General features: G+C 69.2%; 20 protein-coding genes. 8 read left to right on the plus strand and 12 right to left on the minus strand.

Going from position 1 to position 24180, the window contains the following annotated elements:
• Nucleotides 1-96: 96 nt before the first annotated feature.
• From Q4P07_RS07040 to Q4P07_RS07050, 3 genes are all read right to left on the minus strand, one after another.
• Nucleotides 97-1014: a glycine betaine ABC transporter substrate-binding protein gene (locus Q4P07_RS07040; protein ID WP_303374198.1), complete on the minus strand. Its 918-nt coding sequence runs from the start codon at nucleotides 1012-1014 to the stop codon at nucleotides 97-99.
• Between the two features lie 79 nt (nucleotides 1015-1093).
• Nucleotides 1094-2044, minus strand: coding sequence for a proline/glycine betaine ABC transporter permease (locus tag Q4P07_RS07045; protein ID WP_303374199.1), 951 nt, complete (start codon nucleotides 2042-2044; stop codon nucleotides 1094-1096).
• Complete coding sequence (locus Q4P07_RS07050; protein WP_368660259.1) at nucleotides 2044-3162, minus strand: glycine betaine/L-proline ABC transporter ATP-binding protein; 1119 nt, start codon at nucleotides 3160-3162, stop codon at nucleotides 2044-2046. Before Q4P07_RS07050 ends, Q4P07_RS07045 begins: the two co-directional genes overlap by 1 nt.
• Before the next feature lie 346 nt (nucleotides 3163-3508).
• On the opposite strand from Q4P07_RS07050, the gene Q4P07_RS07055 reads away from it, so the two are divergent.
• On the plus strand, nucleotides 3509-3985 hold the full coding sequence (locus Q4P07_RS07055; RefSeq protein WP_303374201.1) for an SRPBCC family protein: 477 nt from the start codon (nucleotides 3509-3511) through the stop codon (nucleotides 3983-3985).
• On the opposite strand, the gene Q4P07_RS07060 is transcribed toward Q4P07_RS07055, so the two are convergent.
• The 3 genes from Q4P07_RS07060 to Q4P07_RS07070 all read right to left on the minus strand — a co-directional run bounded on the left by Q4P07_RS07060 (nucleotide 3982) and on the right by Q4P07_RS07070 (nucleotide 5867).
• On the minus strand, nucleotides 3982-4992 hold the full coding sequence (locus Q4P07_RS07060) for an adenosine deaminase (RefSeq protein ID WP_303374202.1): 1011 nt from the start codon (nucleotides 4990-4992) through the stop codon (nucleotides 3982-3984). The genes Q4P07_RS07055 and Q4P07_RS07060 overlap by 4 nt on opposite strands.
• Before the next feature lie 78 nt (nucleotides 4993-5070).
• Nucleotides 5071-5421, minus strand: coding sequence for an iron chaperone (locus Q4P07_RS07065; protein ID WP_303374203.1), 351 nt, complete (start codon nucleotides 5419-5421; stop codon nucleotides 5071-5073).
• A gap of 56 nt (nucleotides 5422-5477) precedes the next feature.
• Nucleotides 5478-5867 carry a DoxX family protein gene (locus Q4P07_RS07070; RefSeq protein ID WP_303374204.1) on the minus strand — a complete coding sequence of 130 codons (390 nt, stop codon included), beginning with the start codon at nucleotides 5865-5867 and terminating at the stop codon, nucleotides 5478-5480.
• Nucleotides 5868-6290: 423 nt separating this feature from the next.
• Here Q4P07_RS07070 and Q4P07_RS07075 point away from each other — a divergent pair, with 423 nt between their 5' ends.
• A complete protein-coding gene (locus Q4P07_RS07075; protein WP_303374205.1) occupies nucleotides 6291-7094 on the plus strand; it encodes a hypothetical protein in 804 nt (267 codons plus the stop codon).
• On the opposite strand, the gene Q4P07_RS07080 is transcribed toward Q4P07_RS07075, so the two are convergent.
• Nucleotides 7091-8989 (minus strand): potassium transporter Kup, encoded by a 1899-nt coding sequence (locus tag Q4P07_RS07080; RefSeq protein ID WP_303374206.1) that lies wholly within the window; start codon nucleotides 8987-8989, stop codon nucleotides 7091-7093. The two genes, Q4P07_RS07075 and Q4P07_RS07080, sit on opposite strands and share 4 nt — an antisense overlap.
• 66 nt (nucleotides 8990-9055) lie before the next feature.
• On the opposite strand from Q4P07_RS07080, the gene Q4P07_RS07085 reads away from it, so the two are divergent.
• Nucleotides 9056-9844, plus strand: coding sequence for a crotonase/enoyl-CoA hydratase family protein (locus Q4P07_RS07085; RefSeq protein WP_303374207.1), 789 nt, complete (start codon nucleotides 9056-9058; stop codon nucleotides 9842-9844).
• 28 nt (nucleotides 9845-9872) lie between these two features.
• Here Q4P07_RS07085 and Q4P07_RS07090 read toward each other — a convergent pair whose 3' ends face one another.
• Nucleotides 9873-10529: an alpha/beta fold hydrolase gene (locus Q4P07_RS07090; protein ID WP_303374208.1), complete on the minus strand. Its 657-nt coding sequence runs from the start codon at nucleotides 10527-10529 to the stop codon at nucleotides 9873-9875.
• 150 nt (nucleotides 10530-10679) lie between these two features.
• Here Q4P07_RS07090 and Q4P07_RS07095 point away from each other — a divergent pair, with 150 nt between their 5' ends.
• The 5 genes from Q4P07_RS07095 (at nucleotide 10680) to deoD (ending at nucleotide 17362) form a co-directional block, all read left to right on the plus strand.
• Nucleotides 10680-13076, plus strand: coding sequence for an excinuclease ABC subunit UvrA (locus tag Q4P07_RS07095; protein WP_303374209.1), 2397 nt, complete (start codon nucleotides 10680-10682; stop codon nucleotides 13074-13076).
• On the plus strand, nucleotides 13061-13939 hold the full coding sequence (locus Q4P07_RS07100; RefSeq protein WP_303374210.1) for a patatin family protein: 879 nt from the start codon (nucleotides 13061-13063) through the stop codon (nucleotides 13937-13939). Before Q4P07_RS07095 ends, Q4P07_RS07100 begins: the two co-directional genes overlap by 16 nt.
• 82 nt (nucleotides 13940-14021) lie before the next feature.
• Nucleotides 14022-15341 carry a glycosyltransferase gene (locus Q4P07_RS07105; protein WP_303374211.1) on the plus strand — a complete coding sequence of 440 codons (1320 nt, stop codon included), beginning with the start codon at nucleotides 14022-14024 and terminating at the stop codon, nucleotides 15339-15341.
• 10 nt (nucleotides 15342-15351) lie between these two features.
• On the plus strand, nucleotides 15352-16587 hold the full coding sequence (locus tag Q4P07_RS07110; protein WP_303374212.1) for a sorbosone dehydrogenase family protein: 1236 nt from the start codon (nucleotides 15352-15354) through the stop codon (nucleotides 16585-16587).
• A gap of 58 nt (nucleotides 16588-16645) precedes the next feature.
• Nucleotides 16646-17362: a purine-nucleoside phosphorylase gene (gene deoD, locus Q4P07_RS07115; protein WP_303374213.1), complete on the plus strand. Its 717-nt coding sequence runs from the start codon at nucleotides 16646-16648 to the stop codon at nucleotides 17360-17362.
• A 413-nt stretch (nucleotides 17363-17775) separates the two neighbouring features.
• Here the strand turns inward: deoD and Q4P07_RS07120 are convergent, their stop codons facing one another.
• The 4 genes from Q4P07_RS07120 to Q4P07_RS07135 form a co-directional block, all read right to left on the minus strand.
• Complete coding sequence (locus tag Q4P07_RS07120; protein ID WP_303374214.1) at nucleotides 17776-19539, minus strand: substrate-binding domain-containing protein; 1764 nt, start codon at nucleotides 19537-19539, stop codon at nucleotides 17776-17778.
• 44 nt (nucleotides 19540-19583) lie between these two features.
• Entirely contained in the window at nucleotides 19584-20420 is an 837-nt protein-coding gene (locus Q4P07_RS07125; RefSeq protein ID WP_303374215.1) for an NUDIX hydrolase, read from the minus strand.
• A gap of 37 nt (nucleotides 20421-20457) precedes the next feature.
• Entirely contained in the window at nucleotides 20458-22161 is a 1704-nt protein-coding gene (gene paaN / locus Q4P07_RS07130; RefSeq protein ID WP_303374216.1) for a phenylacetic acid degradation protein PaaN, read from the minus strand.
• 73 nt (nucleotides 22162-22234) lie between these two features.
• Nucleotides 22235-23980, minus strand: coding sequence for an ABC-F family ATP-binding cassette domain-containing protein (locus Q4P07_RS07135; RefSeq protein ID WP_303374217.1), 1746 nt, complete (start codon nucleotides 23978-23980; stop codon nucleotides 22235-22237).
• Nucleotides 23981-24180 lie beyond the last annotated feature (200 nt).

Below are 24180 nucleotides of genomic sequence, written 5' to 3' on the forward strand. Positions count from 1 at the left end.
AACGGGGTGGGGCGGTTGGCGCGGTGCCGCCGGGCACCGGTCTGGGGCGGGGCCCCCCCCGGCCACCGGGGCGGCCCCCGACGGTGGGTGCTGGCCTCAGCCGGCCTTGATCGCGTCCGGGTGCTCCTCGAGCCACGCCTTGATGGCCTCTGGCTCTTTGCCATCACCAAACTGGTTGACGACCTTGTCCTCGAGGTCACCGTAGAGAGCGTCGTCCAGCTTGATCGAGCCGATCATCTCGGCGGCTTCAGGGTGCTCGTCCGCAAAACCCTTGGTGGCCAGGAAGTGCAGGCCCTCAGGCTCTCCGAGGGCACCCTTGGGGTCTTCCAGGTCCCTGACCGGGAACGCGCTGTTGGCCCAGAACGGCTTCCACAAAGTGACGACGATCGGCTCTTGCGCGTCGGTGGCCTTCTTCAGCTCGGCCAGCATCGCCGTCGTCGAGGACTCCACCAGGGTGAAGTCCTTGCCCAGCTCATACTCCGGGAAGACCGAGTCCTTGGTGACTCCGGTGAGGCCGGCGCCGGGCTCGATGCCGATGACCTTGCCACCGAGCTCGTCAGCAATGCCCGGGAGTTCGTCGATGGAGGTGATGTCCATGTATTCGGGCACCGCAAAGGTCAGCTTCGCGTTGTCGTAGTAGGCGCCGAGATCTTCGATGTCGTCGCCGTAGGTCTCCATGTACTTCGCGTGCGTCACTTCTGGCCACGCGCTGGGGTAGATGTCGACGTCACCCTTGGACAGCGCCGTGTAGAGCGGCGCCGCCTCGGTCAGCGTCTGCATCTTGACGGTGTAGCCCTGCTCCTCGAGCTGGTTCTGGAGCAGGTAAGCGGTGCTCAACCCGTCCGTCCAGGAGGGGATGAAGCCCAGCGTGATGGTCTTGTCCGCGCCGTCACCGCCAGCCGTGGCCCCGTCGCCGTCAGAGTCGGATCCGGAGCCGCACGCGGTCAGGACGAGGCTGAATGCTGCCGCGACCGCCAGGGTCCGGGAGGCTCGATGGGTGCGAATGAACTGCATACAGATGCTTCCTTTCATCAGTGACCGGCGCAGGCCGGTCCCGTTCTATGGTCTGGAGTGAGTGCTGGGCAGGGGCCGGTCAGGAAAGGGTGGCCGAAGTGGTCTTCAGCGCAGACGCCACCTTCGCGTCCTCCGCCACCCGGGCTGCGCCGTTGGCCTTGAGTCGGGCACGCAGCGAGCGGCCATGCGCCTTGGCATCACCGAGAGCGGCGGTGAGCCGATCGAGGTAGATCGCCAGCACCACCACCGACAGCCCGGCTTCCGCGCCCAGACCGATGTTGAGGGTCGCGATCGACTCGACAACTTTTTTGCCCAGCCCGTCGGCCCCGACCATGCCGGAGATGACAGCCATGGACAGCGACAGCATGATGACTTGGTTGACGCCGGCCATGATGGTGGGGACGGCTAGGGGCAGTTGGATCCCGCGCAGGATCTGACCGGGGGTCGCGCCGAAGGCCCGACCCGCTTCCACCGTCTCCGCATCGACCTGACGGATGCCCAGCTCGGTGAGCCGGACACCCGGCGGGAGGGCGAAGATGATCGTCGCGATCAGGCCCGGGACGTAGCCGATGCTGAAGAAGATGATCGCGGGGATCAGATAGACGAAAGCTGGCATCGTCTGCAGGAAGTCCAGCACCGGCCGGACCAGGCTGCTGACCACACTGTTGCGGGCCGCGGCGATCCCGACGGGCACCGCGATGAGGACCGCGATGATCGTCGCGATCAGGACCAGGGCCAACGTCTGCATGGCGGGGACCCACATACCCATCGCTGCGACCAGCAGCAGCGAGAGGGCCGCACCGACAGCGAACTGCCAGGAGCGCAGGACCCAGCCGAGGAGGGCCAGGACGAGGATCGCCACCAGCGCCGGCACGCTGAGGAGGCCATCGATCAGGCCGTTGATCATGACGCCGAGCACCTCACTGACGATGCGGAAGAAACCGCTGAGGTTGGTGGTCAACCAGTCGACCACCTGCTCCACCCTTGCGCCGACCGACAGCGTGGGAATGAACGAGTCGATGCCCTCCATCACGCCACCCCCACCGGCATAGCGCTGTCCACAGATTGATGCGCCTCATCCATCGGTTGGCCGTTCCCGACGGCCGCCAGCAGGGTGACGTCCGGAATGACACCCAGCAGCCGCTTCTGGTCGTCGCGAACCACTAGCGGAGCGCGGTGGGTTGCGGCGACGTGGAACAGCTCGGAGAGCGTGGTCTGCGGATCCGTGAAGGGGACGCCCTCCGCGGCCAGCGGGAGGGAGGAGTCGCCCTCCCGGACCGCTCTGGCCACGGCGTCCGCCCAGACGAGACCGTGCACGCTGCGGTCACGGTTGACGACCAGCAGCCATGGCACCTGATGCTCACGCATGAGCTTGTGAGCGGCCTGCGGGCCGGCACCGGCGCCGATGACGGCGACTGCCGGTTCCATCACATTGGCTGCCGTCAAGACCCTGGTGCGATCGACGTCCTGGACGAACTCCGCGACGTAGTTGTTCACCGGGTCGTTCAGGATCTGCTCCGCCGTGCCGATCTGCTCGATGCGGCCGTCGCGCATCATCGCGATCCGATCACCGAGGCGCATCGCCTCGTTGAGGTCGTGGGTGATGAACAGGATGGTCTTGTCCAGCCGTTGCTGCAGGTCGATCAACTGGTCCTGCATCTCCCGGCGGATCAGTGGGTCGAGGGCGCTGAACGCCTCGTCCATGAGGAGGATGTCGGCCCCGGCGGCCAGCGCCCGAGCCAGCCCGACCCGCTGCCTCATCCCGCCAGAGAGCTCACCGGGCATCGACGCACCCCAACCGCCTAGGCCGACCATCTCCAAGGCTTCCTCGGCGCGGGTCCGGCGATCGCTGGTGTTGACTCCCTGGACGCCCAGTCCGTAGGCCGCGTTCTCCCCGACCGTGCGGTGGGGCAACAGCGCGAAGTGCTGGAAGACCATGCTGACCTTTTCCCGACGCACGGCACGCAACTGCTCAGCCTTCAGCCCGCTGATGTCCTGCCCGTCCAGGGAGATCGAGCCGGCAGTGGGGTCCAGGAGGCGGTTCACCATCCTGATCAGGGTTGATTTCCCAGATCCGGACAGACCCATGACGACAAAGATCTCGCCCCGGTCGACGGTGAAGGACGCGTCGATGACGGCCGGTGTCAATCCGCTCTCTCGCAGGTCTGCGCGACTAGCCCCCTCCTCTAGCGCTCGAATCCCCCGCTCCGGGCGCCGCCCAAAAATCTTGTACAGTCCGCTTGCCTCGATGGCTGGCACAGGTCTCCCGGGGTTGACGACAGGTCACCCTCGACTCCCGGACTGCGACCGGGCCTCCTGTGTCAGGGGGCCGGGATAGCGATATAGCGCAGCCTCGGGCGCGCCGAGGAGCCATTTACGCTAGCAATGACGAGGCTTATAGTCACTTTGCATCACGGTAAGATCACGGTCCGATGAACTTAAGGTCACAAACCTTCGAGGAGCAAGGACGCGTCGTCGCGGGTAGTTTCGTCCCATGGACCCCACCGACCTACAGCCGATCCACCATTGCGACTCGACCCGCATCGCCGCCTCCCCGGGTGAGGTCTACGACGTCGTCAGCGACATCACCCGGACCGGGGAGTGGTCGGTGGTCTGCCGCTCTGCGGAGTGGGCAGACCCGGAGCAGACGGGGCTCGGCGCTAAGTTCGTCGGCCACAACCAGACGCCCCACCGCGTCTGGTCGACGACGTCGACGGTCGTGGCGGCCGAGCCGGGGGAGCACTTCGCCTGGGAGGTCAGCCGTGGCTACACGAGGTGGGGCTATCGGATGAGCGCGGTCGACGGCGGCACCGAACTGGTCCACGAATGGGCTTTCCTCCCCGCCGGGCAACGGTTCTTCGAACGCAAATATGGCGCGGATGCGCAGTCCGAGATGGAGGAGCGGACGCGGTCTGCGCATGAGTCCATCCCGCGCACGCTCGCGGCGATCAAGGCAATCCTGGAGGGCTAGGGACGCCCGGACACCGACGTGAACACATAGGCCTCCACTTGCGCCAGATAGCGCGCGCGCATCTCCTCATCGTGCTCGAGGAAGGAGGCCCGAAACGAGTTGCGCGCTAGCTCGCGGACCTGGTCGTCGCTCAGGTCCAGCGCCGAGCGAGACTGCTCCAGGTTGTCATCGATATAACCGCCGAAATAGGCAGGATCGTCGGAGTTGACCGTGCACATGAGGCCCGCCTCGAGCATGCGACGCAGCGGATGCTGCTCCAGGCTCTGCACCGCCCGAAGCCGCACGTTGGACAGCGGGCAGAGGGTCAGCGGCACTTGGTCGCGGACCAGGCGGGCGACCAGCGTCGGATCCTCCAGGCAGCGCAGCCCATGGTCTATCCGCTCCGCCCCGAGGTCGTCGAGCGCCGACGTGATGTATTCCGGCGGACCTTCCTCGCCAGCGTGCGCCACGCGGCGCAGCCCGAGCTTGGCGGCGGCGGCATACACCTGAGCAAATCGGCCTGGGGGGTTGCCGACCTCGGCCGAGTCCAGCCCGATCCCGACGATCTTGCCCAGGTGCGGGCGGGCCGCCTCCAGGGTGGCCATCGCTGACTCCGGTGACTCATCGCGCAGGAAGCACATGATCAGCTGGGCGGACACACCGTACCGTTCCTCGCTGGTCTCCAGCGCCCGCCACAATCCCCCGACCACCGTCTCCATCGACACGCCCCGAGCCAGGTGCGCCTGCGGATCGAAGAAGATCTCGGCGTGCCGCACGCCCTGGGACGCCGCGCGTTCAAAATAGGCGTCTGCGAGGTCGGCGAAGTCGTCCTGCGTGAGGAGCACCGCCATCAACTCGTAGTAGAGGTCGAGAAAGGACTGCAGGTCTTCGAAACGGTAGGCCGCACGGAGCTCGTCGGCATCGGCGTAGGGCAGCACGAGTCCATTGCGGGCGGCGAGCGCGAAAGCCAGCTCCGGCTCCAGGGTGCCTTCGATATGCAGGTGCAGCTCGGCTTGAGGGATAGGCATGCCGCATGCTAGTCGGCCGACGTCTGGCCCCGGGAGCAGTGGGGTCGCGCGCACACCACAGGTCGGTAGCCGCGAGGGCTACTTCTGGCGCGCCGCCGCGGCGAGGGCGAGGGCTGCGTCCTCGATCAGCTCGATCGGCAACTCGTCGCGATGCCAGAACTTCAGCGTCCCCTTGCCGGCGGCGAACGGTGCGAGACGCTGGGCCAGGTCGGGGTCGGGCGGCACCGGGTAGAGGGAGACGTGCTCGCCATACCCTGCCGCGTGAAAGGCGGTCCGGCCATCGAGGGTGAAGGTGAGGATGCCGTAGGAGATCTTCTCCCCCAGGTCCGGGATCGCCGCGTGCACGGCAGCGCGGATCTGGTCCACACGCTCGCGGCCGGTCGACGGGAGGGATGCGAGGTATGCGGTCACGGCGTCGGCCTGGTCCATGGCGGCAAGCCTAGGGCTGACGGGTCCCGCCTGCGGGTGAAGGCGCCTGGCGCGGGCTAGTTTGCGGCTCGCCGGGCGGTCCGGATCAGCGGCCACTGCAGAGGCAGCCGCGCCAGCGTCGCCCCGAAGATGACCATGTGCGAAGGTCTGCGGGTGCGCCACGCCCGGCCCCCGTGCACCAGGCTCATCTGAAGGTTGGCAGGGAAGACCGCCACCAGCAGCGCCGCACTCGCGAGCCCGACGACCGGTCGCGTCCGCGGGTGCAGCAGACCCGCGGCGCAGAGGATCTCCAGGACCCCCGAGGCGTGCACCAGCGTCCTTCGGGCAGGCAGCGCAGGGGGGACGATCGCTTCAAAGACCTGCGGTCGGAGCAGGTGGAGCGTGCCGGAGGCCAGGAAGAGGACCGCGAGTCCTGCCACGTCGGGTCGAGGTGCAGATGAGGTCACCGCTCCATCCCACCACGAGCCGGAGGGGTATGCGGTCGATGCTGCGGGACCGCACGCCTAGTCTGGCGGATTGACGTCACTTCCCTGCACCGAGGGCGAGCATGAAAATTCGACTGCTGATCCTCGGCGGCACCGCTTTCCTCGGCCCAGATCGCTCGGGGGTGGACCGGTCGGCCCAGGCCGTGCCGGCCCGGGCCGGGCCAGGCTCAAGATCTGCGGTGACTTTGGGTCGCTATGGCGGCCCGGATCCACCGCACATCGCGGGCCACCAGCGTGAGCGCGGCGCAGGCTCGAGGTGTGCGGTGACTTTGGGTCGCTATGGCGGCCCAGACCCACCGCACACAGCGTTGGCCACCGTGTGGTCGCGCTCGCAGGTCCGGCGCGTGGGCACGAAGCACCTGCCTGGCGCGTGGTTGCGCGCCGGTGCCGCAGGGCGCTGCCTTCGTCCGTGACGATCGTGACCAGCCGGACGGCCTGTCCGGGGTGGCCCGCACCTCCTGGGACGCCGTCGTCGACGTCACCGGCCATCCGGTCCACGTGCGTCGAGCCGTGAGAGAGCTGCAGACCGACCACTGGGTCTTCGTCACCACCGCCAACGTCTACCCTTCGGGCGCCGGTGCCGACGTCCACGAGAGCGCGCCGCTGCTCGCCCCTTTCGACGGCGACCGGACAGACTCGATGGACACCTACGGGTCAGCAAAGGTCGCGTGCGAAGTTGCCTACCGGGACACCGGCACTCCCGCGACGCTCTCGTCGACGTGCGCGACCTGGCGGTGTGGATGGTGCGTGCTGGCCGCAGAGGAGCAGCTCGAGGGTGCCTTCAATGTGACGGGCCCCACCCTGCGGCTGTCGCAGGTGCTGGACGCCGCGGCGCGCGCGGCGGGATCAACCGTCCGCCGGCGAGCGCTGTCGGCCACGCGTCTCGCTGAGCTGGGCATCTCGGCGTGGATGGGTCCGGCGTCGCTGCAGCTGTGCATCGACGATCCGTCGACGCGGGGCTTTGGGACCCTGGACGTGTCCCGCGTGCTCGCCGCCGGGCTGATGTGCCACCCCTGGAGGACACTTTCCGCGCCGCGCTCGCCTACGAGACGTCGCGTTCGACCCCGCGCGCAGCGGGGCTCTCTGAGGAGGACGAGAGGCGAGCGCTGGGGCTGGCGCCGCAGCAGGTCGCCCACGACCAGAGCGGTGCGTGAGCCCGCGGCGCGGGCACGCCATACCAGCCCTTAGAAGTTGACCCTTGCCCCCAGCAGGACGGTCTGGCCGATCGGCAAGTTGAAATAGGTGGTCGGATCGGCGGCATTGCGCGCGAGCGCCTCGAAGAGCCGCTTGCGCGACTTTCCCATCCCCGGGCGGTCGCTGCGGTGCACGGTGATGCGCGAGAGGAAGTAGGTCGCACTGTCCACATCGAGGTCCAGGCCCTCATCCTGGGCGATGCGCAGACCGGCGGGCACGTCCTGGTGGTCGGAGAAGCCGTAGCGCAGCGTGACGTGAATGATGTGGTCGAACGGGTTGCCGAGGTCGTCGATCACCACCCGCTGACTGTCGGGCACGTGGGGCACGTTGACGCTCTGCGTGGTCACGATGATGACCTCGTCGTGCAGGACATGGTTGAACTGCACGTTGTCGCGCAGGGCCAGCGGCGTGGTCACCTTGTTGGGGTGCATAAAGATGCCGGTGCCAGGAACCCGGAGGATCTTGGCGTTGTCGCGCACCTCATCGAGGAAGTCCGTGAGCGGACCCTCCAGTTTTTCGCGCCGCGCGGTGACCAGCTCGCGTCCACGTGACCACGTGGTCATGACCGTCGCGACGATCATCGCCACCACCAGCGGCAGCCAGCCGCCATGCAGGACCTTGGCGATGTTGGCGGCGAAGAAGGACAACTCGACGCTGCCGAAGACCACCAGGAAGAGGCCGACCTGCCACCTGGACCACTTCAGCCCGGCGAAGGCGTAGACGCAGAAGAGGGTGGTGGTCAGCAGCAGGTCGGTCGTGACCGCCACGCCGTAGGCGGTCGCCAGTCGCTCCGAGGCGCGGAAGGTCAGCAGCAGGAGCATCACCCCGGCGAAAAGCAACCAGTTGACGCTCGCGATGTAGATCTGGCCGCCCGCCTCTTCCGAGGTCTGCCGCACGCTCAGGCGCGGGAGGAAGCCGAGCCGCTCGGCCTGGCGGGCCACCGAGAAGGCACCGGAGATCACGCCCTGGCTGGCGATGATCGTGGCCATCGTCGCGAGGACGACGAGGGGCAGCTGCGCCCAGTCGGGCGCGAGGTGGAAGAACGGCGAGGCGATCTCGTGGCTGTCCCGCAGGATGATCTGGGCCTGGCCGAGGTAGTTGAGCGTCAGGCAGGGGAAGACCAGCGAGAACCACGCCCACATGATGGGGACCCGACCGAAGTGGCCCATATCGGCATACAGCGCTTCCGCGCCGGTGATCGACAGCACGATCGCCCCCATCGCGATGAAGGCGATCCCGGGGTTGTTCCAGATGAAGCTCAGTCCGTAATGCGGCGAGAGCGACGTCAGGATGAACGGGTCCGCGACGATGTGCACCAGACCCAACCCACCGAGGGTCAGGAACCACACCACCATCACCGGACCGAAGAAGCGCCCGACCCGATGCGTCCCGAACCGCTGCACCGCAAACAGGAGCGTGATGATGGTGGCGGCGATCGGCACCACGAGAGGGGAGAGCGCCGGGTGCGCGACCTCGAGCCCCTCGACGGCTGACAGCACGGAGATCGCCGGCGTGATGAGACTGTCACCGAAGAAGAGCGAGCCGCCGAAGACGCCGAGCATGAGGACGAGGCGGTGCCTGCGCCCACCGACCCGGACCCGCCGGTGCGCGAGGTGCGCGAGCGCCATCACACCACCCTCCCCCTCGTTGTCGGCCCGGAGGATGAAACCAAGGTATTTGGTGGAGACGATGAGCGTGATCGCCCAGAACACCATCGACACGACGCCGAGGACGTTGGAACGGGTGGGTTCGACGATGCCGCCGTCGAGGGCGAAGACGGTCTGGAGCGCATAGAGCGGGCTGGTCCCGATGTCTCCGAAGACGACGCCGAGGGCCCCGATGATGACGGGCGCTCGAACTCCTGCGGCGCGACGGCCGACGGTAACCACGAGTGGCGAGCCTACGCCTGTTCCCCTGCACACACGTCCCTGGAATGCCGTGACATGCTCACCGGTATGACGTCGCTGCAGTTGTCGGGGTCGGTCACCTGCGAGGTGGTGGACGGGGTGGCGCAGGTGCGGCTCGCGCGTCCGGACAAGCTCAACGCCCTGACGCTGGAGATGCTGGACGCCTTGGTGGCGACGGCCCGGTCGTTGCGTCGAGACCCGTGCGTCCGCGCGGTCGTGATCGCGGGGGAAGGCTCGGCCTTCTGCGCGGGGCTAGACCTGCGGGCGGCGCTGCGGTCGCCGAGCGGGATCGCGACGCGCTTCGTGCCGCGGCCGTGGGCGGGCACCAACACCTTCCAGGAGGCGTGCTGGGCCTGGCGGCGGTTGGCGGTGCCGGTGGTCGCTGCGGTGCAGGGTCCGTGCCTGGGGGCCGGCATCCAGCTCGCGCTCGGCGCAGACCTGCGCGTGACGGCGCCCGATGCGCAGTGGTCGGTGCGGGAGGCCAGGTGGGGGCTGGTCCCGGACATGACCGGGACACGCACCCTGACCGAGCTCGTGGGGCTCGACGTGGCCAAGGAACTCACGCTGACGGCTCGGATCGTGGACGGGGTGCAGGCGCAGCGGATCGGGCTGGCCACGCGGGTGTCCGACGACCCGCTCGGCACCGCGTGCGACCTGGTCGGGGAGATGGTGGTCAACGACCGCCGGGCGCTGGCCCTCGGTAAGGCCTTGCTCGACCAGGCGGTCACCACGTCAGCGCGACGGACCTTCGCCCGTGAGCGTCGCGCTCAGCTTCGGCTGCTGGCGCACCTGGCGCGGTCCGCCCGCGCCGACCCCTCCTCGTTGCCCGGCCGCTGAGCCAGGGTCAGACCTGCCGAGGAAGGAATCAGCCCAGGAAATCCTCCAGGATGCTGACGAGCACCTCGGGGGCTTCCTGGTTGAGGGCGTGGCCGGCACCGGCGACGACTCTTAGCCGTGCTCCCGGGATCCCGTCTGCCAGGGCCCGGGCGCCGGGCAGGTTGGCCTTGTCCCGGCTCCCGACCAGGACCAAGGTGGGTGCGGTGATCCGCGGGAGCGCGTCCGTGAGGTCGACCTCGTTGGAGGCGGCCAGCATCTGCAGCAGCCGCGTCTTGGAGACGCCGGAGTCGGCAAACCGCGAGGCCGGGATCATCCTCATCACACCGGTCTGCACCTTCAGCAGGGCCCGTGGCGGCCGGACCTGACCAGCGATGAGCACCAGTCGCCGCACCCGCTCCGGGAAGTCGGCTGCGAGCTGGGTGGCGACCATCGCCCCCAGGCTCAGGCCGCAGAGGTCGACCTGCGCCATCCCCTCGAGCATGAGGTCGGTGTCGAGTGTGGCCGCGGCAGCCGGCAACGCCACGAGATCCTTCTCGGTCGGGCGCAGCCCCGGCACCCATGGCGTCAGCAGCCGCCGGCTCCCGTAGAGCGCGACCACGACGTCCTCCCAGGCCATGGGCGCCTGTCCGGCCCCGTGCAGGAGCACCAGCGGGACGGCTTCGACGGTCGGGTCGGTGTCAGTCACACCGGCAGGGTATGCCGCGACCGGAGGCGTCAGTGTCGCAGGTGCGACATACACTCTCACGATGCTGCGCCTGCCCCCGGATCCGCGCACGCACGTGCTCGCCCAGGCGGGCGCGAGCGAGGCCTCGGCCGAGGGTCTGGTGCCGTCCCGGTGACCTCCGACCAGATCAAGGTGCGCGGCGCGCGATTGCACAACCTGCGCGACGTCGACGTCGACCTGCCCCGCGACGCCCTCGTCGCGATCACCGGGATCTCCGGGTCGGGCAAGTCCAGCCTGGCTTTCGGCACGATCCACGGTGAGGCGCAGCGCCGCTACCTCGACTCGGTCGCACCCTTTGCCCGACGCCTGATCCACGCCGCCGTTGACCCGCAGGTGCGGGACGTGCAAGGACTGCCTCCCACCGTCGCGCTCGAGCAGGGCCGCGGCGGGGGCACCTCCCGCCGCTCCAGCGTCGGCACGGTCACGACCGCGGGCAGCACCCTGCGGATGCTGTGGTCGCGCTGCGGCGACTACCCCGAGGGGGCCGTGCGCCTGGACTCCGACCACTTCTCCGCCAACACCGCGATCGGCGCCTGCTCGACCTGCGGCGGTCTCGGTGTCCGCCACGTGCCGACGCAGGAGTCGATGGTCCCCGACCCGGCGCTCTCGATCGCGCAGGGCGCGGTGGCCGCCTGGCCCGGCGCCTGGCTCGGCAAGAACTACCGCGACATCGTCGCCACGCTTGGGCACGACGTCGACCTGCCGTGGCGCGACCTCCCAGCGGCCACCCGCGACTGGATCCTCTTCACCGACGAGCAGCCGGTCGTCACCGTCGTCCCCACCCGCGACGCCGAGCGCATCCACCGTCCCTATCAAGGGACCTACTCCTCCGCTTCCCGCTACGTCTTGCGCACCCTGGCCGAGACGAAGTCGCTCACCCAGCGCCAGCGGGCCCTGAGGTATGTCGAGACGCACCCGTGCGAAGTCTGCTCCGGCCGGAGGCTGCGGCGCGATGCGCTGGCCGTCACGTGGCAGGGGCTGACGATCGACGACGCCGCGGCACTGCCGGTGGGTGCCCTCATGCAGGTCATGGGCAGCCGAGTGGCTGAGCTGAATGCGCCCCGCGATGCCCAGGAGGAGGCCGAGCGCATCCTGTTGGAGGACCTGGTCGGCCGGCTCGCCCTGATGGCTGACCTGGGCCTGGGGCACCTGAGTCTGGGTCGGCCGACCGGCAGCGTCTCCTCCGGCGAGCTCCAACGGTTGCGCCTGGCCACCGCGTTACGGTCCGGGCTGTTCGGAGTCGTCTACGTCCTCGACGAGCCGTCCGCGGGTCTGCACCCCAAGGACACTGAGCAGCTCATCGACCTGCTGCGCGCCTTGGTCGCTGCTGGCAACACGGTGCTCGTCGTCGAGCACGACATGGCCGTCGTCGCGGCCTGCGACTGGATCGTCGACGTCGGCCCCGGTGCCGGCACCGACGGCGGCAAGGTGCTGTGGTCGGGCCCCCTCACCGGCCTCGACGACGTCGCTGACTCCGTCACGGCCCGCTACCTCCACCGACCCGTGCACCCGGCCGAGATCCGGACCGGCGCCTCGCGCGCAGGCACCGGCACGCTGCACCTGACCGGCCTCACCCGTCACACCGTCCGTGACCAGGACCTCGACCTTCCCCTCAGGGCCCTCACCGTCGTCACCGGCATCTCTGGCGCAGGCAAGACGAGCCTGCTGGACGCCGTCCACGACGTCGTCGGCGCGGAGCTCGCCGACGTCGAGGACAGCGACGGCCCCAACGATTCCTCCGCAGCGACGGGCAGCGGCCGAGCCACCGCGAGCGGGCACGGCATACCGACCCGGGTCGTGCGCATCACGCAGAAGCCGATCGGCCGCTCCCCACGGTCGACGTTGGCCACCTACACCGGACTCTGGGACCACGTGCGCAAAGTCTTCGCCGCGACCCAGGACGCTCGCCGGCACGGGTTCAGCGCCAGCCGGTTTAGCTTCAACACCGCGGCAGGTCGCTGCCCGACCTGTCAGGGCGAGGGCGCCGTGTCCGTCGAGCTGCTCTTCCTGCCGGGCACCTACTCGCTCTGCCCGGCCTGCGGCGGCGACCGTTTTGGGCGGGAGACCCTGCAGGTCAGGTGGGAGGGTCGCACCGTCGCCGATCTGCTGAGGTTGTCCGTCGGCGACGCGCTGGAGGTCTTCGACAACCTCCCAGCCGTGCGCCGCTCGCTGCTGGCGCTGGAGTCGCTCGGCCTGGGCTACCTCCAGCTCGGGCAGCCTGCCACCGAGCTCTCCGGCGGCGAGGCCCAGCGGATCAAGCTGGCCACCGAGCTGCAGAAGGAGCATCGCGCCCCGACGCTCTACGTCCTCGACGAACCCTCCTCCGGCCTTCACCCAGCTGATGTCCACCGGCTGCTGGCCCAGCTGCACGCGCTCGTCGATGTCGGCCACACGGTCGTCCTGGCCGAGCACAATCCCGCTGCGGTCGCGACCGCCGACCTGCTGGTCGAGGTCGGCCCAGGTGCCGGCGACGAAGGAGGCACGGTGGTGTCATGGACCCGACCGTGACCGGCACCGCCCTGGTCTTCGAGGGTGGCGGCATGCGCGCGTCCTACACCTCCGGTCTGCTCGTCGCCCTCCTGGAGGCCGATCTTCACCTGGACTGGGTGGGCGGGATCTCAGCTGGTTCGAGCAACCTGGCCAACTATCTGTCCCGCGACCCGTGGCGCGCCCGGCACAGCTTCACCGACTTCGCCGCGGACCCGCAGTTCGGCGACTGGCGGACGTTCGTGCGAGGGCAAGGACTCTTCAACGCGCAATACATCTACGAGGAGACGAGCCTGCCGGGCCAGGCACTGCCGTTCGACTGGGACACCTTCTCCGCTGGCACCGCCCGGCTGAGGATCGTGGCCTTCAACGCGACCCGCGGTGAGCAGGTGCACTGGCGCCGCGAGGACCTCCACGACCTGGCCGATCTGATGATCCGGGTCCGGGCGTCCTCCACGATGCCGGTCGTCATGCCGCCGGTCACGATCGATGGCGAGGTGTATGTCGACGGGGCACTCGGCACCAGTGGTGGGATCCCGCTGGACGCGGCACAGATGGACGGTTACGACAAATTCCTGGTGGTGCTGACTCGGCCCCGCGCCTACGTCAAGTCAGCCACCCGCAACGACTGGCTGCTCCGGCGCCACTTCCGGGCGTTGCCCACGATCGCCGACGCGCTGCACGCCCGAACCGCCGCCTACAACGCCACGCGCGATCAGCTCTGGGAGCTGGAGAAGGCGGGCAGGGCCTACCTTTTCGTGCCCGAAGCGATGAGCGTGAGCAACGGCGAGCGCGACGTGGTCAAGCTGCGCGCGAGCTATGCCGCCGGGCTCGCGCAGGCACGCCGCGAGCTCCCGGCGATCCGGGAGTTCCTCGGCTCCTGAGCTCACGCCATACGGCTGCGACACGTGTCGAGGGGTCGCACCACGACGACGTAGCCACAGGTGACAAGGGAGACTGGTGACCATGCGCATCGCTTTGCTCGCCGCCGGAACTCGCGGCGACTACCAACCCATCCTGGCCGTCGGACGTGGCCTCGCGGCCCGCGGCCACGAGGTGGGCGTCACCGCGACGTCCGACTACGTCGAGGACGTGCGCGCTGCTGGGCTGCGTCCTGAGCCGATCCCCGGCGACGTCATGAACACCTACCGCGAGGAGATCGTCGACCAGATGCCGGCCGGCCTGCACGGCCAGATGGAGCTGATGGCGCAGGTCGCAGGGCTGATGGCACCCTCCGTCGCGCTGACGATGCGGGATCTGTGGCCACGCTATGACGGCTTTGTCTCCACCGCGCTGAGCGCGACGTGGGCTGGCCTCTTCGGCGCCGAGCCGCGACCCAACGTGCTGATGATGTTTGTCCCCGCCCTCCCGACGATCTGGGGCGACTCCAGCCTGTATTCGGTCGAGGAAGGTCGCTCCCTGCGCAACCTCACCTCCGGCCTGCGGATGATGCGCTCAGCAAGCAAGGTCGTCTCGCCGGCCGAAGCGGAGATGCTCCACTGCGGGCTGACCCGGCGCGACCGGCGCCGTGCCCTGCGCCAGATCATGCTCGCCCCTGCCTTCGTCGCCAACACCCCCCTGGTCATCACCCCGCGCCGCATCTCCGGCCGCGACGTGCGCTGCGCCGGTTATCCCTTCCTTGACAGCCCGGCCGGCACGGCGTTGGCTCCGCAGGTGGAGGAGTTCCTGGCCGCTGGACCGCCCCCGATCTATGTCGGTCTCGGCTCGCACACGCTCCCTGCCGTGCGGGATGCGATGCGGCACTGCGTGGACGCCGCGGTGCAACTCGGGCACAGGGTCATCGTGATGCGGGGGTCCGGGCTGGAGCGGGAGGGCAGGTATGGCGATGACGTCGCCTTCATCGGGGACGCACCGCACGAGCTGCTCTTTCCGCGCACGGCCGCGATCATCCACCACTGCGGCGCCGGGACCATCGCGCAGGCCCTGCGGGCCGGGCGGCCGCAGGTCGGGGTGCCCTTCATCACCGACCAGCCCTTCTTCGCCCGACGGGTGCAGGAGATCGGCGTGGCGGGCGCGCCGGTGCCCTCCCGCGAGGCGGGTGGGCCCCAGGGTGTCGCTGTCCTGCTGGACTCGATCCGACAGGCACTCTCGCCTCAGGTCGTGGCCCGGGCGGAGACCGTCGGTCACGCGATGCGTGCCGAGGACGGTGTCGGCGGCTGCGTCGCCGAGATCGAGCGGGCGCTGTCCTCCAGTGCGGCCAGGCCGACCTCAGCGTCATCCTTCTCGGCGTCGTCCATCTCGGCGCGACGCCGACCTGACGCCTAGGCTGGCGTGAATGAGACCCGGCAGAGACGCCTCGCTCCGTCGTGCCGTTGCGACGCTCGCCGTCGCGGTGGTGGGCAGCTCTGTGCTCGCTGGGTGCACGGGGCCCGACGCACCCGAGGCTGAGCCGACGTCGATGAGCAGCGCGACCTCCTCTGGCCAAGCGCACACCGGGGACGGAGCCGGCTCGACCGAAGGCGCCGCGGCGTTGGCGCCCCGCCTCGACGTCGAGGTCGTCATGGAGGGTCTGGACATCCCGTGGGACGTGCAATTCCTTCCCGACGGCACCGCGCTGGTGACCGAGCGCACAGGTCGGCTCCTCGCACGCAGCCCGGACGGGCAGGTCCGGCAGATCAGCACCGACCTGTCCGTCCTCGCCAGCGGAGAGGCAGGCCTCCTGGGGATCGCGGTCTCACCCGACTTCGCGCAGGACCGCATGATCTTCCTCTGCCATGCCTCCGACAGCGCAGCCGTGCCGGAGGTCAGAGTGACTCGCCTGGCCCTTGATGCCGGTGCGACGAAGGCGACCACCGGGCGGGTCGTCGTGGACTCCCTACCCTTCACCAGCGGCCGCCACAGCGGGTGCCGTCTGTTGTTCACCCCCGACGGCACCCTCCTGGTCGGGACCGGCGACGCGGCTGATGAGAGCAACCCGCAGGACCTCTCCTCGTTGGGCGGCAAGGTGTTGGCGTTGACGCCTGACGGGGACCCGGCCGAGGCCGCCGGATCAGTCGAGGGTGCCGACGCGCGGATCTTGACCTATGGGCACCGCAACGTGCAGGGTCTGGCCGTGCAGCCGACCACTGGCCTCGTGTGGGAGGTCGAGCACGGCCCCGACGTCGACGACGAGGTCAACGTGCTCGTGCCCGGGTCAAACTACGGCTGGGACCCCGGGCCGGGCTATGAGGAGGGCGTGCCGATGACGGACCTGCAGGCTTTCCCCGACGCGGTGGAAGCGATCTGGTCCAGCGGTGACCCGACGCACGCGACCAGCGGCGCGACCTTCCTGCAGGGCGAGCAGTGGGGGGCGTGGGCCGGAGCCCTGGCCGTCGCCGAGCTCAAGGGCAGCGGCGTCACGGTGCTCCGCGTCGAAGGGCAGCAGGTCAGCGAAGCGGTGCGGGTGCCCGAGCTCGACGGCACCTACGGTCGGCTTCGCTCGCTCACCCTCGCGCCGGACGGCGCACTGTGGGTCACCAGCTCCAACGGCGGCGACGACGTGGTGCTGCGGGTCGTGCCGCAAGCCCGATGACGGGGTTGACAGCGGCAGCCACCGCCACCGCTCAGCGGCACCGCATACGCTGCTGTGCGTGAGCATCCATATCGCCGCCGCGCCCGGCCAGATCGCCCCCCGTGTCCTGCTGCCCGGAGACCCTCTCCGCGCCCGATGGATCGCCGACACTTTCCTCGAGAATGCGCAGTGCTACACCGAGGTCCGCGGGATGCTCGGGTTCACCGGCACCTACCGTGGTGAGCAAATCTCCGTGCAGGGGACGGGGATGGGACAGCCCTCCGCCTCGATCTACGTCAACGAACTGATCAACGAGTATCACGTGCAGCAGCTGGTCCGCGTCGGCTCCTGCGGGGCGCTCACCGAACGGCTCAAGGTGCGCGACGTGGTGATCGCCAAGGCGGCCGCGACCGACAGCTCGATGAACGCCTTGCGTTTCCAGGGCTATCACTACCCGGCCACGGCCGACTTCCACCTGCTGCGCGCCGCCGTGGAGGCTGCCGAGGCGGCAGACGCACCGCACCTAGTCACGACGGTCTTCAGCTCCGACAGCTTCTATCACTCCCGGCCCGAGCTGACGCAGAACATCGTCGGCTACGGCGTCGACGCGGTCGAGATGGAGGCTGCCGAGATCTACACCCTGGCCGCCAAGGCAGGGCGTCAGGCGCTGGCGATCTGCACCGTGTCCGACCACCTCGTCACCGGCGAAGAGACGACGTCGCAGGAGCGCGAGCAGACCTTTGGCGAGATGGTCACGATCGCCCTCGACGCGATGCTCGCCACCCCTCCGGCCTGAGCTGCGTTTGGGTTTGAGTCTGGGTCTTCCGACTGGTGTCTCGACGCAGCTGCGTCAGCGCTGCAGGAACTCTCGCACGTCTGAGGCGAACCGTTGTGGGTGCTCCAGGTGCGGGCTGTGGCCGCACCCCTCGTAGACGACCTCGGTGAACTCGGGGCGAGAGCGCGTTGTTCATGCCCGTCACCCCGGGCGCCACCCCTGGCCAGTTGTCGGACGTCGCCAGGTCGCCGGGGTAGATGTCCTCCCCGACGCTGGTCGCCAGCATGCCCTCCAGGTAGCGCTGCTCGACGTCGGACTCAAAGGCGAAGTCCGGCTTGACGTAGAACGCGCGCGTCGATGGCCTTGCGCTCCGAATCCCCTGCCAAGGACCGGCTCCCACCGCCGCACACCGGGACCCGACACGTGCGGATCTGTCAGGGAGCGCGGCTGGCGACGACGTCGACGAACACCTGCGGCAGCTGTGCCGGGTCGCGCAGCACCAAGGACTCACCACCGGCAGCCTTGGCCAGCCGGGCCAGAGCCTTGTCGTCGACCTCGGGGCCCATCCCGATGAGGACCACCGTGATCGGCTTGTCCCCCTGCTCCCGAGCTGCGGTCAGCTTGGCGATGACCTGCGCCTCGGAGAGCCCGCCGCTGGGGTCGTCGTTGATCCCGTCAGTGAGGAGCAGCACCGAGCTGATCGCCTGCGGGGTGTATTGCGCCTGCATGTGCTGGTAGGCCGCCCAGAGGGAGTCGTGAAGGCCCGTGTCGCCGGTGAGGATATCGGTGCCCAGTTTGTCGGTCTCCGCCATCAGCACCTGGTTCTGGGTCACGCCGCTGCGGACTTCGGTGTTGAGGGCGCGGAGCGGCACCACTTCCTTGAAGTCCTTCTTGCCGTCCAGGTTGGTCGCGAAGTACCACACTCCGACGCCTGTCTGCTGGGGGATGCGGGAAAGCGCGCCCTGAGCGGCTTCCCTGGTAAGGTCGATCCGGGTGGTGTCCCCGACCTTGGCCTCCATCGAGCCCGAGATGTCGATCAGGGTCAGGATCCGGGACTGGGGCGCGATCACGGTCCAGATCCTGGCCGCGGTGATGATCCCCTGTGGGTCCACCTCGGGCGCTTCAGCGGTGACGATGTCCGGGACTCCCTTGACGCCCGGGGCCTTCCCGTCGGTGCCGGCGCGCAGGCCGGAGCCAGCCAGTGCTTGGACGGCGGCGTCGGAGGTCAGCGCCTTCTCCAGAGCATCGGCAGCCGCTGCCGAGCCGGCGTCACCGAAGCTCACGAAGGGCATCTGGACCACACCTGCGCCGTCCTTGAGCGGCAGCCCGGCCAGCTCGACTCCCTCCGCGCCAGCGGCCGCGATCTGCTGCTCGGTGGCCGGCACGATAGTGGGCTTGCCGCCGGAGAGCGCCGCCAGGGGGTCGCCCTGGACCGCGGTCTGGGCCAGGACCACGATCATCGCCCGATCCTCGCTGCCCGCCTCCGACCATCCGCTGAGCTGGCTGCTGTTGGTGCTCAGCAGGGCCATGGTCGCGGGGTCGACCCGCGGGTCGCCTACCCGCATCGACACCGGTGCGCCATCGGGCGAGCTGGCTAGCTGCTGATACTTCGCTACCAGGTCCTCCCAGGTGGTGTCGGGGCCGATGCCCAGACCGCTCAGCGCGGTGATGACCTGCGGGTCCCCGGTCAGCATCACGGGTGAGGAGGCGATGGTCGCACCGATCTCGAGCTCGACCCCGTCCTCAGAGAGCAGCAGAGGCCAGGCCACGGAATCGGCCAGCCACACTTCCGGGGCTTCGCCTGCGCGCAGCGTGGATTGAGCGGTCGCGGACTCGCGCGAGACGACGACATAGGAGAAGCAGTCATCGGTGGCCGCCTCGCTGGCAGCCTCGGCTGCCGGCATGAGGGAGGGCGCGGCCCAGACTGTGAGCGGCGTGCAGTCAGGTGCAGCAGCGGCATCGTCGGTCCGGGTGCCCGCGTCGGGCCCCTCGTCCCCGGTGGCGTTCCCGTCCGTGCCGCTAGTGACCCCGGCGTCCTGCCCGGAGGAATCGGCTGGAGGCGCAGCGTCGCCGGCCCTGCCGTCACGGATCAGCGTGAAGGCGCTGAACCCACCGATGATGACGAGCAGCGCCACGAATCCTGCCAGCAGCTTCTTTCCCCACGCCGTCTGCTGGGGTCCTGCGCTATGCCTAGCCACGCACGCAACCTAACGCATTCGCCAACACGCCGGTAGGACCGACCTCACGGGAGCACGCCGCGCAAGACACCGTCCTGGCAGAAGATCGTCTCGGTCGACCCGCTGACCTCGTGTTCACGCAGGGTGTGGAGTAACCGTTGCACGTAGGGCGCGACTCGATCCGCAGCCTCCGCGAGGGTCACCCAGTGCACCGCGGCGAGCTCGCTGCGCTGCAGCACGACACGCTCTGCCAGGTCCGGGTGCGTGCCCAGGTCGAAGACGAGCAGCAGCGCGTCGCGCCACTGCCGGTAGGGCGGCAGCCAGTTGACCGCGACGAGGTCTCCGACGGGGAGCTCGATGCCCCACTCTTCCCGCACCTCGCGGGCCAGCGACTCGACCGGCGACTCCGCCGGATCGGCGACCCCGCCGACGAGGTCCCAGTCCTTCTTGTAGGTCAGCTCGCACAGGAGCAGCCGCCCCTGCCCGTCGCGCACCAACCCTTGGACGATGAGCCGCTTCAGTGGCAGCGTCGCGTCCAGCATGGCCAGGAAGGCCGGCCGGGTGCCAGGAGGCGGGTCGTCGGCCAACCGGGCAAAGACCCTGGTGTCCGCAGGTATGCCGTGCTCGTCCAGTCTGCGCGCGCGCCCCGTGCCCTCCGGGCGGAGCGCGCACCGTTGCAGCACGCGGCGGGTGGGAGTGTCGTCGGCATCGATCTCCGCCTCGACCCGACGGTGCCCGTCCGCGAGCGCCGCGTCGACGAGCGCCGCGACAACCTCGATGGCGGCGGCCTCCTCTGACGGGAGGTGGGCCAGGCCGGTCAAGGCAGCGACGCCGGGAGCGACCTCGACCCAACTCGCGCCCTCAGCAAGGTGCGCGAGTTCGGGGACTTCGTCAGACGTCATACCTCGACCCGACCTGCTCGACCCGTGCCGCCGCCGCTCAGATGTGCCGGCGCGAGGTGATGACCCGGAAGCGCCCCGCGACAAAGGCCGCGTCGGCGTAGGCCGCATTGGCCGCCGGGTTGGCGCCGGTTCCGTGGAAGTCGGAGAACGCCGCGGTCTGGTTGACGAAGATCTGGCCGGTGAGGTTTTCCGACAGCCCGACGCCGGCTTCGGCGGCGGCCTCCCGAGCGCCGTCGAGGATCTCTTCGTCGGTCGAGTAGACCGCCGCGGTCATGCCGCCGTGCTCACGCACGGTGTCGGCGAAGATGCGCAGTGACTCCTCGGTGTCGGCGGTGGTGATGATGAAGGCGACCGGCCCGAAGCACTCCTGGGAGTAGGCGGCGTCGTTGTCGGCGCCAACCCCGATCAGGGCGGGCGTGCGGACGACCGCGTCGGGGTAGGCCGGGTGGGTCACGGCGCGGGAGTCGAGGACGACCTGCCCACCGACCCGGGACGCCAGGCCGGCGATGTCGGTGGCTCGTTCACGCACACCCTCGTTGACCGTCGCGCCGAGGATCTCGACGGCCCGGGCGTCGTCGGCGTTGAAGGTGCTGATCGCTTCACCGAGCCTGCGCGCGAACTGGTCAGCGCTCACATGCCCCTCGTCGGTGTCGACCCCGGTCGCGGGCACGTAGACATTCTGCGGTGCCGTGCACATCTGGCCGGAGTAGAGGGAGAAGGAGAACGCGAGGTTGCCGAGCATGCCTCGAAGATCGTCGGTGGAGTCGACGACGACGGTGTTGAGACCGGCCTTCTCGGTGTAGACGAGCTTGCCCAGCGCGGCCGCCTCGGTCTCCAGCCAGTGGCCGAAGCTGGTGCCACCGGTGTAGTCGATGATCTTGATTGCCGGATCAAGGGCGAGGTCCTTGGCCAGGGTGCCGCCGTCGTCCTCGGCCGCCAGCTGGAGCAGCGCCCGGTCAAAGCCGGCTTCGGCGAAAACCTCGCGCGCGATCGCCGTCGTCAACGCGAGTGGCAGGACAGCACGCGGGTGGGGCTTGATGATGACCGGGTTGCCGGTGGCGAGGCTGGCAAAGATGCCGGGGTAGGCGTTCCAGGTCGGGAAGGTGTTGCAGCCGATGACGAGGGCGATGCCACGTGGGATCTGGCGGTAGTCCTTCTGCATCCGGATCGGTTCACCCTTGGCGGGCTTCTCCCAGATGACCGACGCGGGGACACGGCGCTGCTCCTCCAGGGCGGCGACGATGGCCTCCAATGCGCGGTCCTGGGCGTGCGGACCGCCCGCCTGGAAGGACATGACGAAGGGCTGCCCGCTGGTGTGCATGACCGCATGGGCCATCTCATGGGAGCGCTTGTTGATGCGGTCGACGACCTCGGTGAGCACGGCCGCACGCACCTCGGCGCCGGCATCGCGCCATGCTGGCAGCGCGGCGTGGGCAGCCTCGATAGCCGCTGGGACGTCGAGCTGCAGATAGCGGACCCCGAGGGTGGGACCGTAGGGGCTGACCTCGCTGCCGACCACCTCACCGGTGGTGGGCTGGTCCGCAAGCGCCGAGAAGTCCTGGTTGAGCGTCGCCTCGTGGGCGGACTGACCGTCGCCCGGGGCGTTCTCGCCGTAGATCCTCGGGCTGGGCGACTCGGGGTATCGGCTGTAGTAGGAGCGGTCGCGCAACGCCTGCGCGGCAGTGTCCAGGGTCTCGCGGTGCTTGTCTAGGAGCGGGTGCGTCGTTGCAGTCTCGGCCATATCTTCAGACTAGCCAGCCAGGCTGGGCACCTCCTCAGCGCCTGCGCCGAAGCACCCGCGGGATGGGCCTGCGTCACCGCCGGCGCCGCACCCTCGTCTCCTCCCACACCGGTTCCTGCGACTCATAGACCTCACCATCGGCGCCGAACACCAGGAAGCGGTCAAAGCTCCTGGCGAACCACCGGTCGTGAGTCACGGCGAGCACCGTCCCCTCAAACGCCTGCAGGCCTTCTTCCAGTGCCTCTGCCGAGTCCAAGTCAAGGTTGTCGGTCGGCTCGTCGAGCAGCAGCAGGGTCGCGCCGGAGAGCTCGAGCAGGAGGATCTGGAAGCGCGCCTGTTGACCGCCGGAGAGGGAGTCGAAGGTCTGCTCGGCCGCCCGCGCGAGCTCGTAACGGTCTAGGACACGCGAGGCTTCATCTCGGGTCCGTCCCCGACGGTGATCATCGCCACGGTGCAGGATCTCCAGGAGAGCGCGGCCGGTGAGCGCGTGGCCGTCGTGGGTCTGGGCGAACCAGCCTGGCCGCACCCGCGATCCGAGGCGGGCGACCCCGGTATGGCGCACGCCCGGCGGCCGCGTCTCACCGACCGGCTGGTGCTCGACGTCCGGGTCGGACCCGCCCCCTGCGAGCAGCCGCAGGAAGTGGGACTTGCCCGAGCCGTTGGACCCCAGCACCGCGACGCGTTCGCCATACCAGACCTCGAGGTCGAAAGGGCGCATGAGAGAGTCCGCAGCCTGGCCTGCCAGCACCTCGGCCCCCTCCCCAGAAGCAGGAGCAGGAGCGAGCAACTCCAGGCCCTCGCAGATCACGGCGCGCTTGGCGGTGCGGCCGCCGGTCAGCCGCATCGTGACGTTCTGGTCACGGGAGACCTTCTCCGGCGGGCCGGCCTCCTCGAAGCGACGGAGTCGGGTCTGGGCGGCCTGGTAGCGCGCCGCCATGTCGGAGTTGTAGGCAGCTTTCTGTTTGTACATGAGCATCAGCTTGCGGAGCTTGGCGTGCTCGTCATCCCAGCGTTTGAGCCCTTCCTCGAGGCGGGCGTTGCGCTCCCGGCGGGCCTGGTGCCAGGTCGCGAAGGATCCCGGGTGCGTCCAGGCAGTGGCTCCCGCGGCGCCCGGCTCGAGCGTGACGACGCGGGTCGCGACGCGGCGCAGGAGCTCCCTGTCGTGGCTGACGAGCAGGACGGTCTTGGGCGTCGTCGTGAGCTGGTCCTCGAGCCAACGCTTGCCGGGGACGTCGAGATAGTTGTCCGGCTCGTCCAGCAGGAGGACCTCGTCCGTGCCTCGGAGCAGTGCCTCCAGGACGACCCGCTTCTGCTCGCCACCGGACAAGGTCGTGACCTTGCGCCACTGTGCCTGCTCGAACGGCACGCCTAGCGCGGCCATCGTGACCTCGTCCCAGGTGGTCTCCTGCTCATAGCCGTGGACGTCCCCCCAGTCGGCGAGTGCCTGGGCGTAGGCGAACTGGGACGGCTCGTCGTCAATCTCCATGATCGCCGTCTCTGCGCTGTCAACGGCTCGTGCAGCGTGCGCGATCGGCGCAGGCGCGACCGAGACGAGCAGGTCGCGGACCGTCGACTCGTCCTCAGCCTGCGTCTTGCCGATGAACTGCCGCATCACGCCGAGTCCACCAGAGCGCGTCACCGCCCCCTCGTGGGCGTCGAGGTCGCCGCTGATGATCCGCAGCAAGGTCGTCTTGCCGGCGCCGTTGGGTCCGATCAGCGCCACCGTGGCGCCCTCACCGACCCGAAAGCTCACCTCGTCGAGCAGCGGACGCCCGTCCGGCAGGAAGAAGGAGATCTGGCTCAGGTCGACGTGTCCCACGTGTCGGGAGCCTGTCAGGGGCAGGCCCGTCGTGTCCACTGAGTTGGGATGTGAACGTCCGTGATCGTGGGCACGTACGAAGCGTCCGTGATCGTGGGCACGTGAGAGTGGCGGCATACCGCGACTTCCACGTGCCCATAACGACGGACACCTCACGCCGAGGCCCGACGCCAACCCCGACCGACCAGGGCTGCCTCGAT

The sequence above is a fragment of the Ornithinimicrobium sp. genome, assembly GCF_030537745.1.
Classification (GTDB): Bacteria; Actinomycetota; Actinomycetes; order Actinomycetales; family Dermatophilaceae; genus Ornithinicoccus.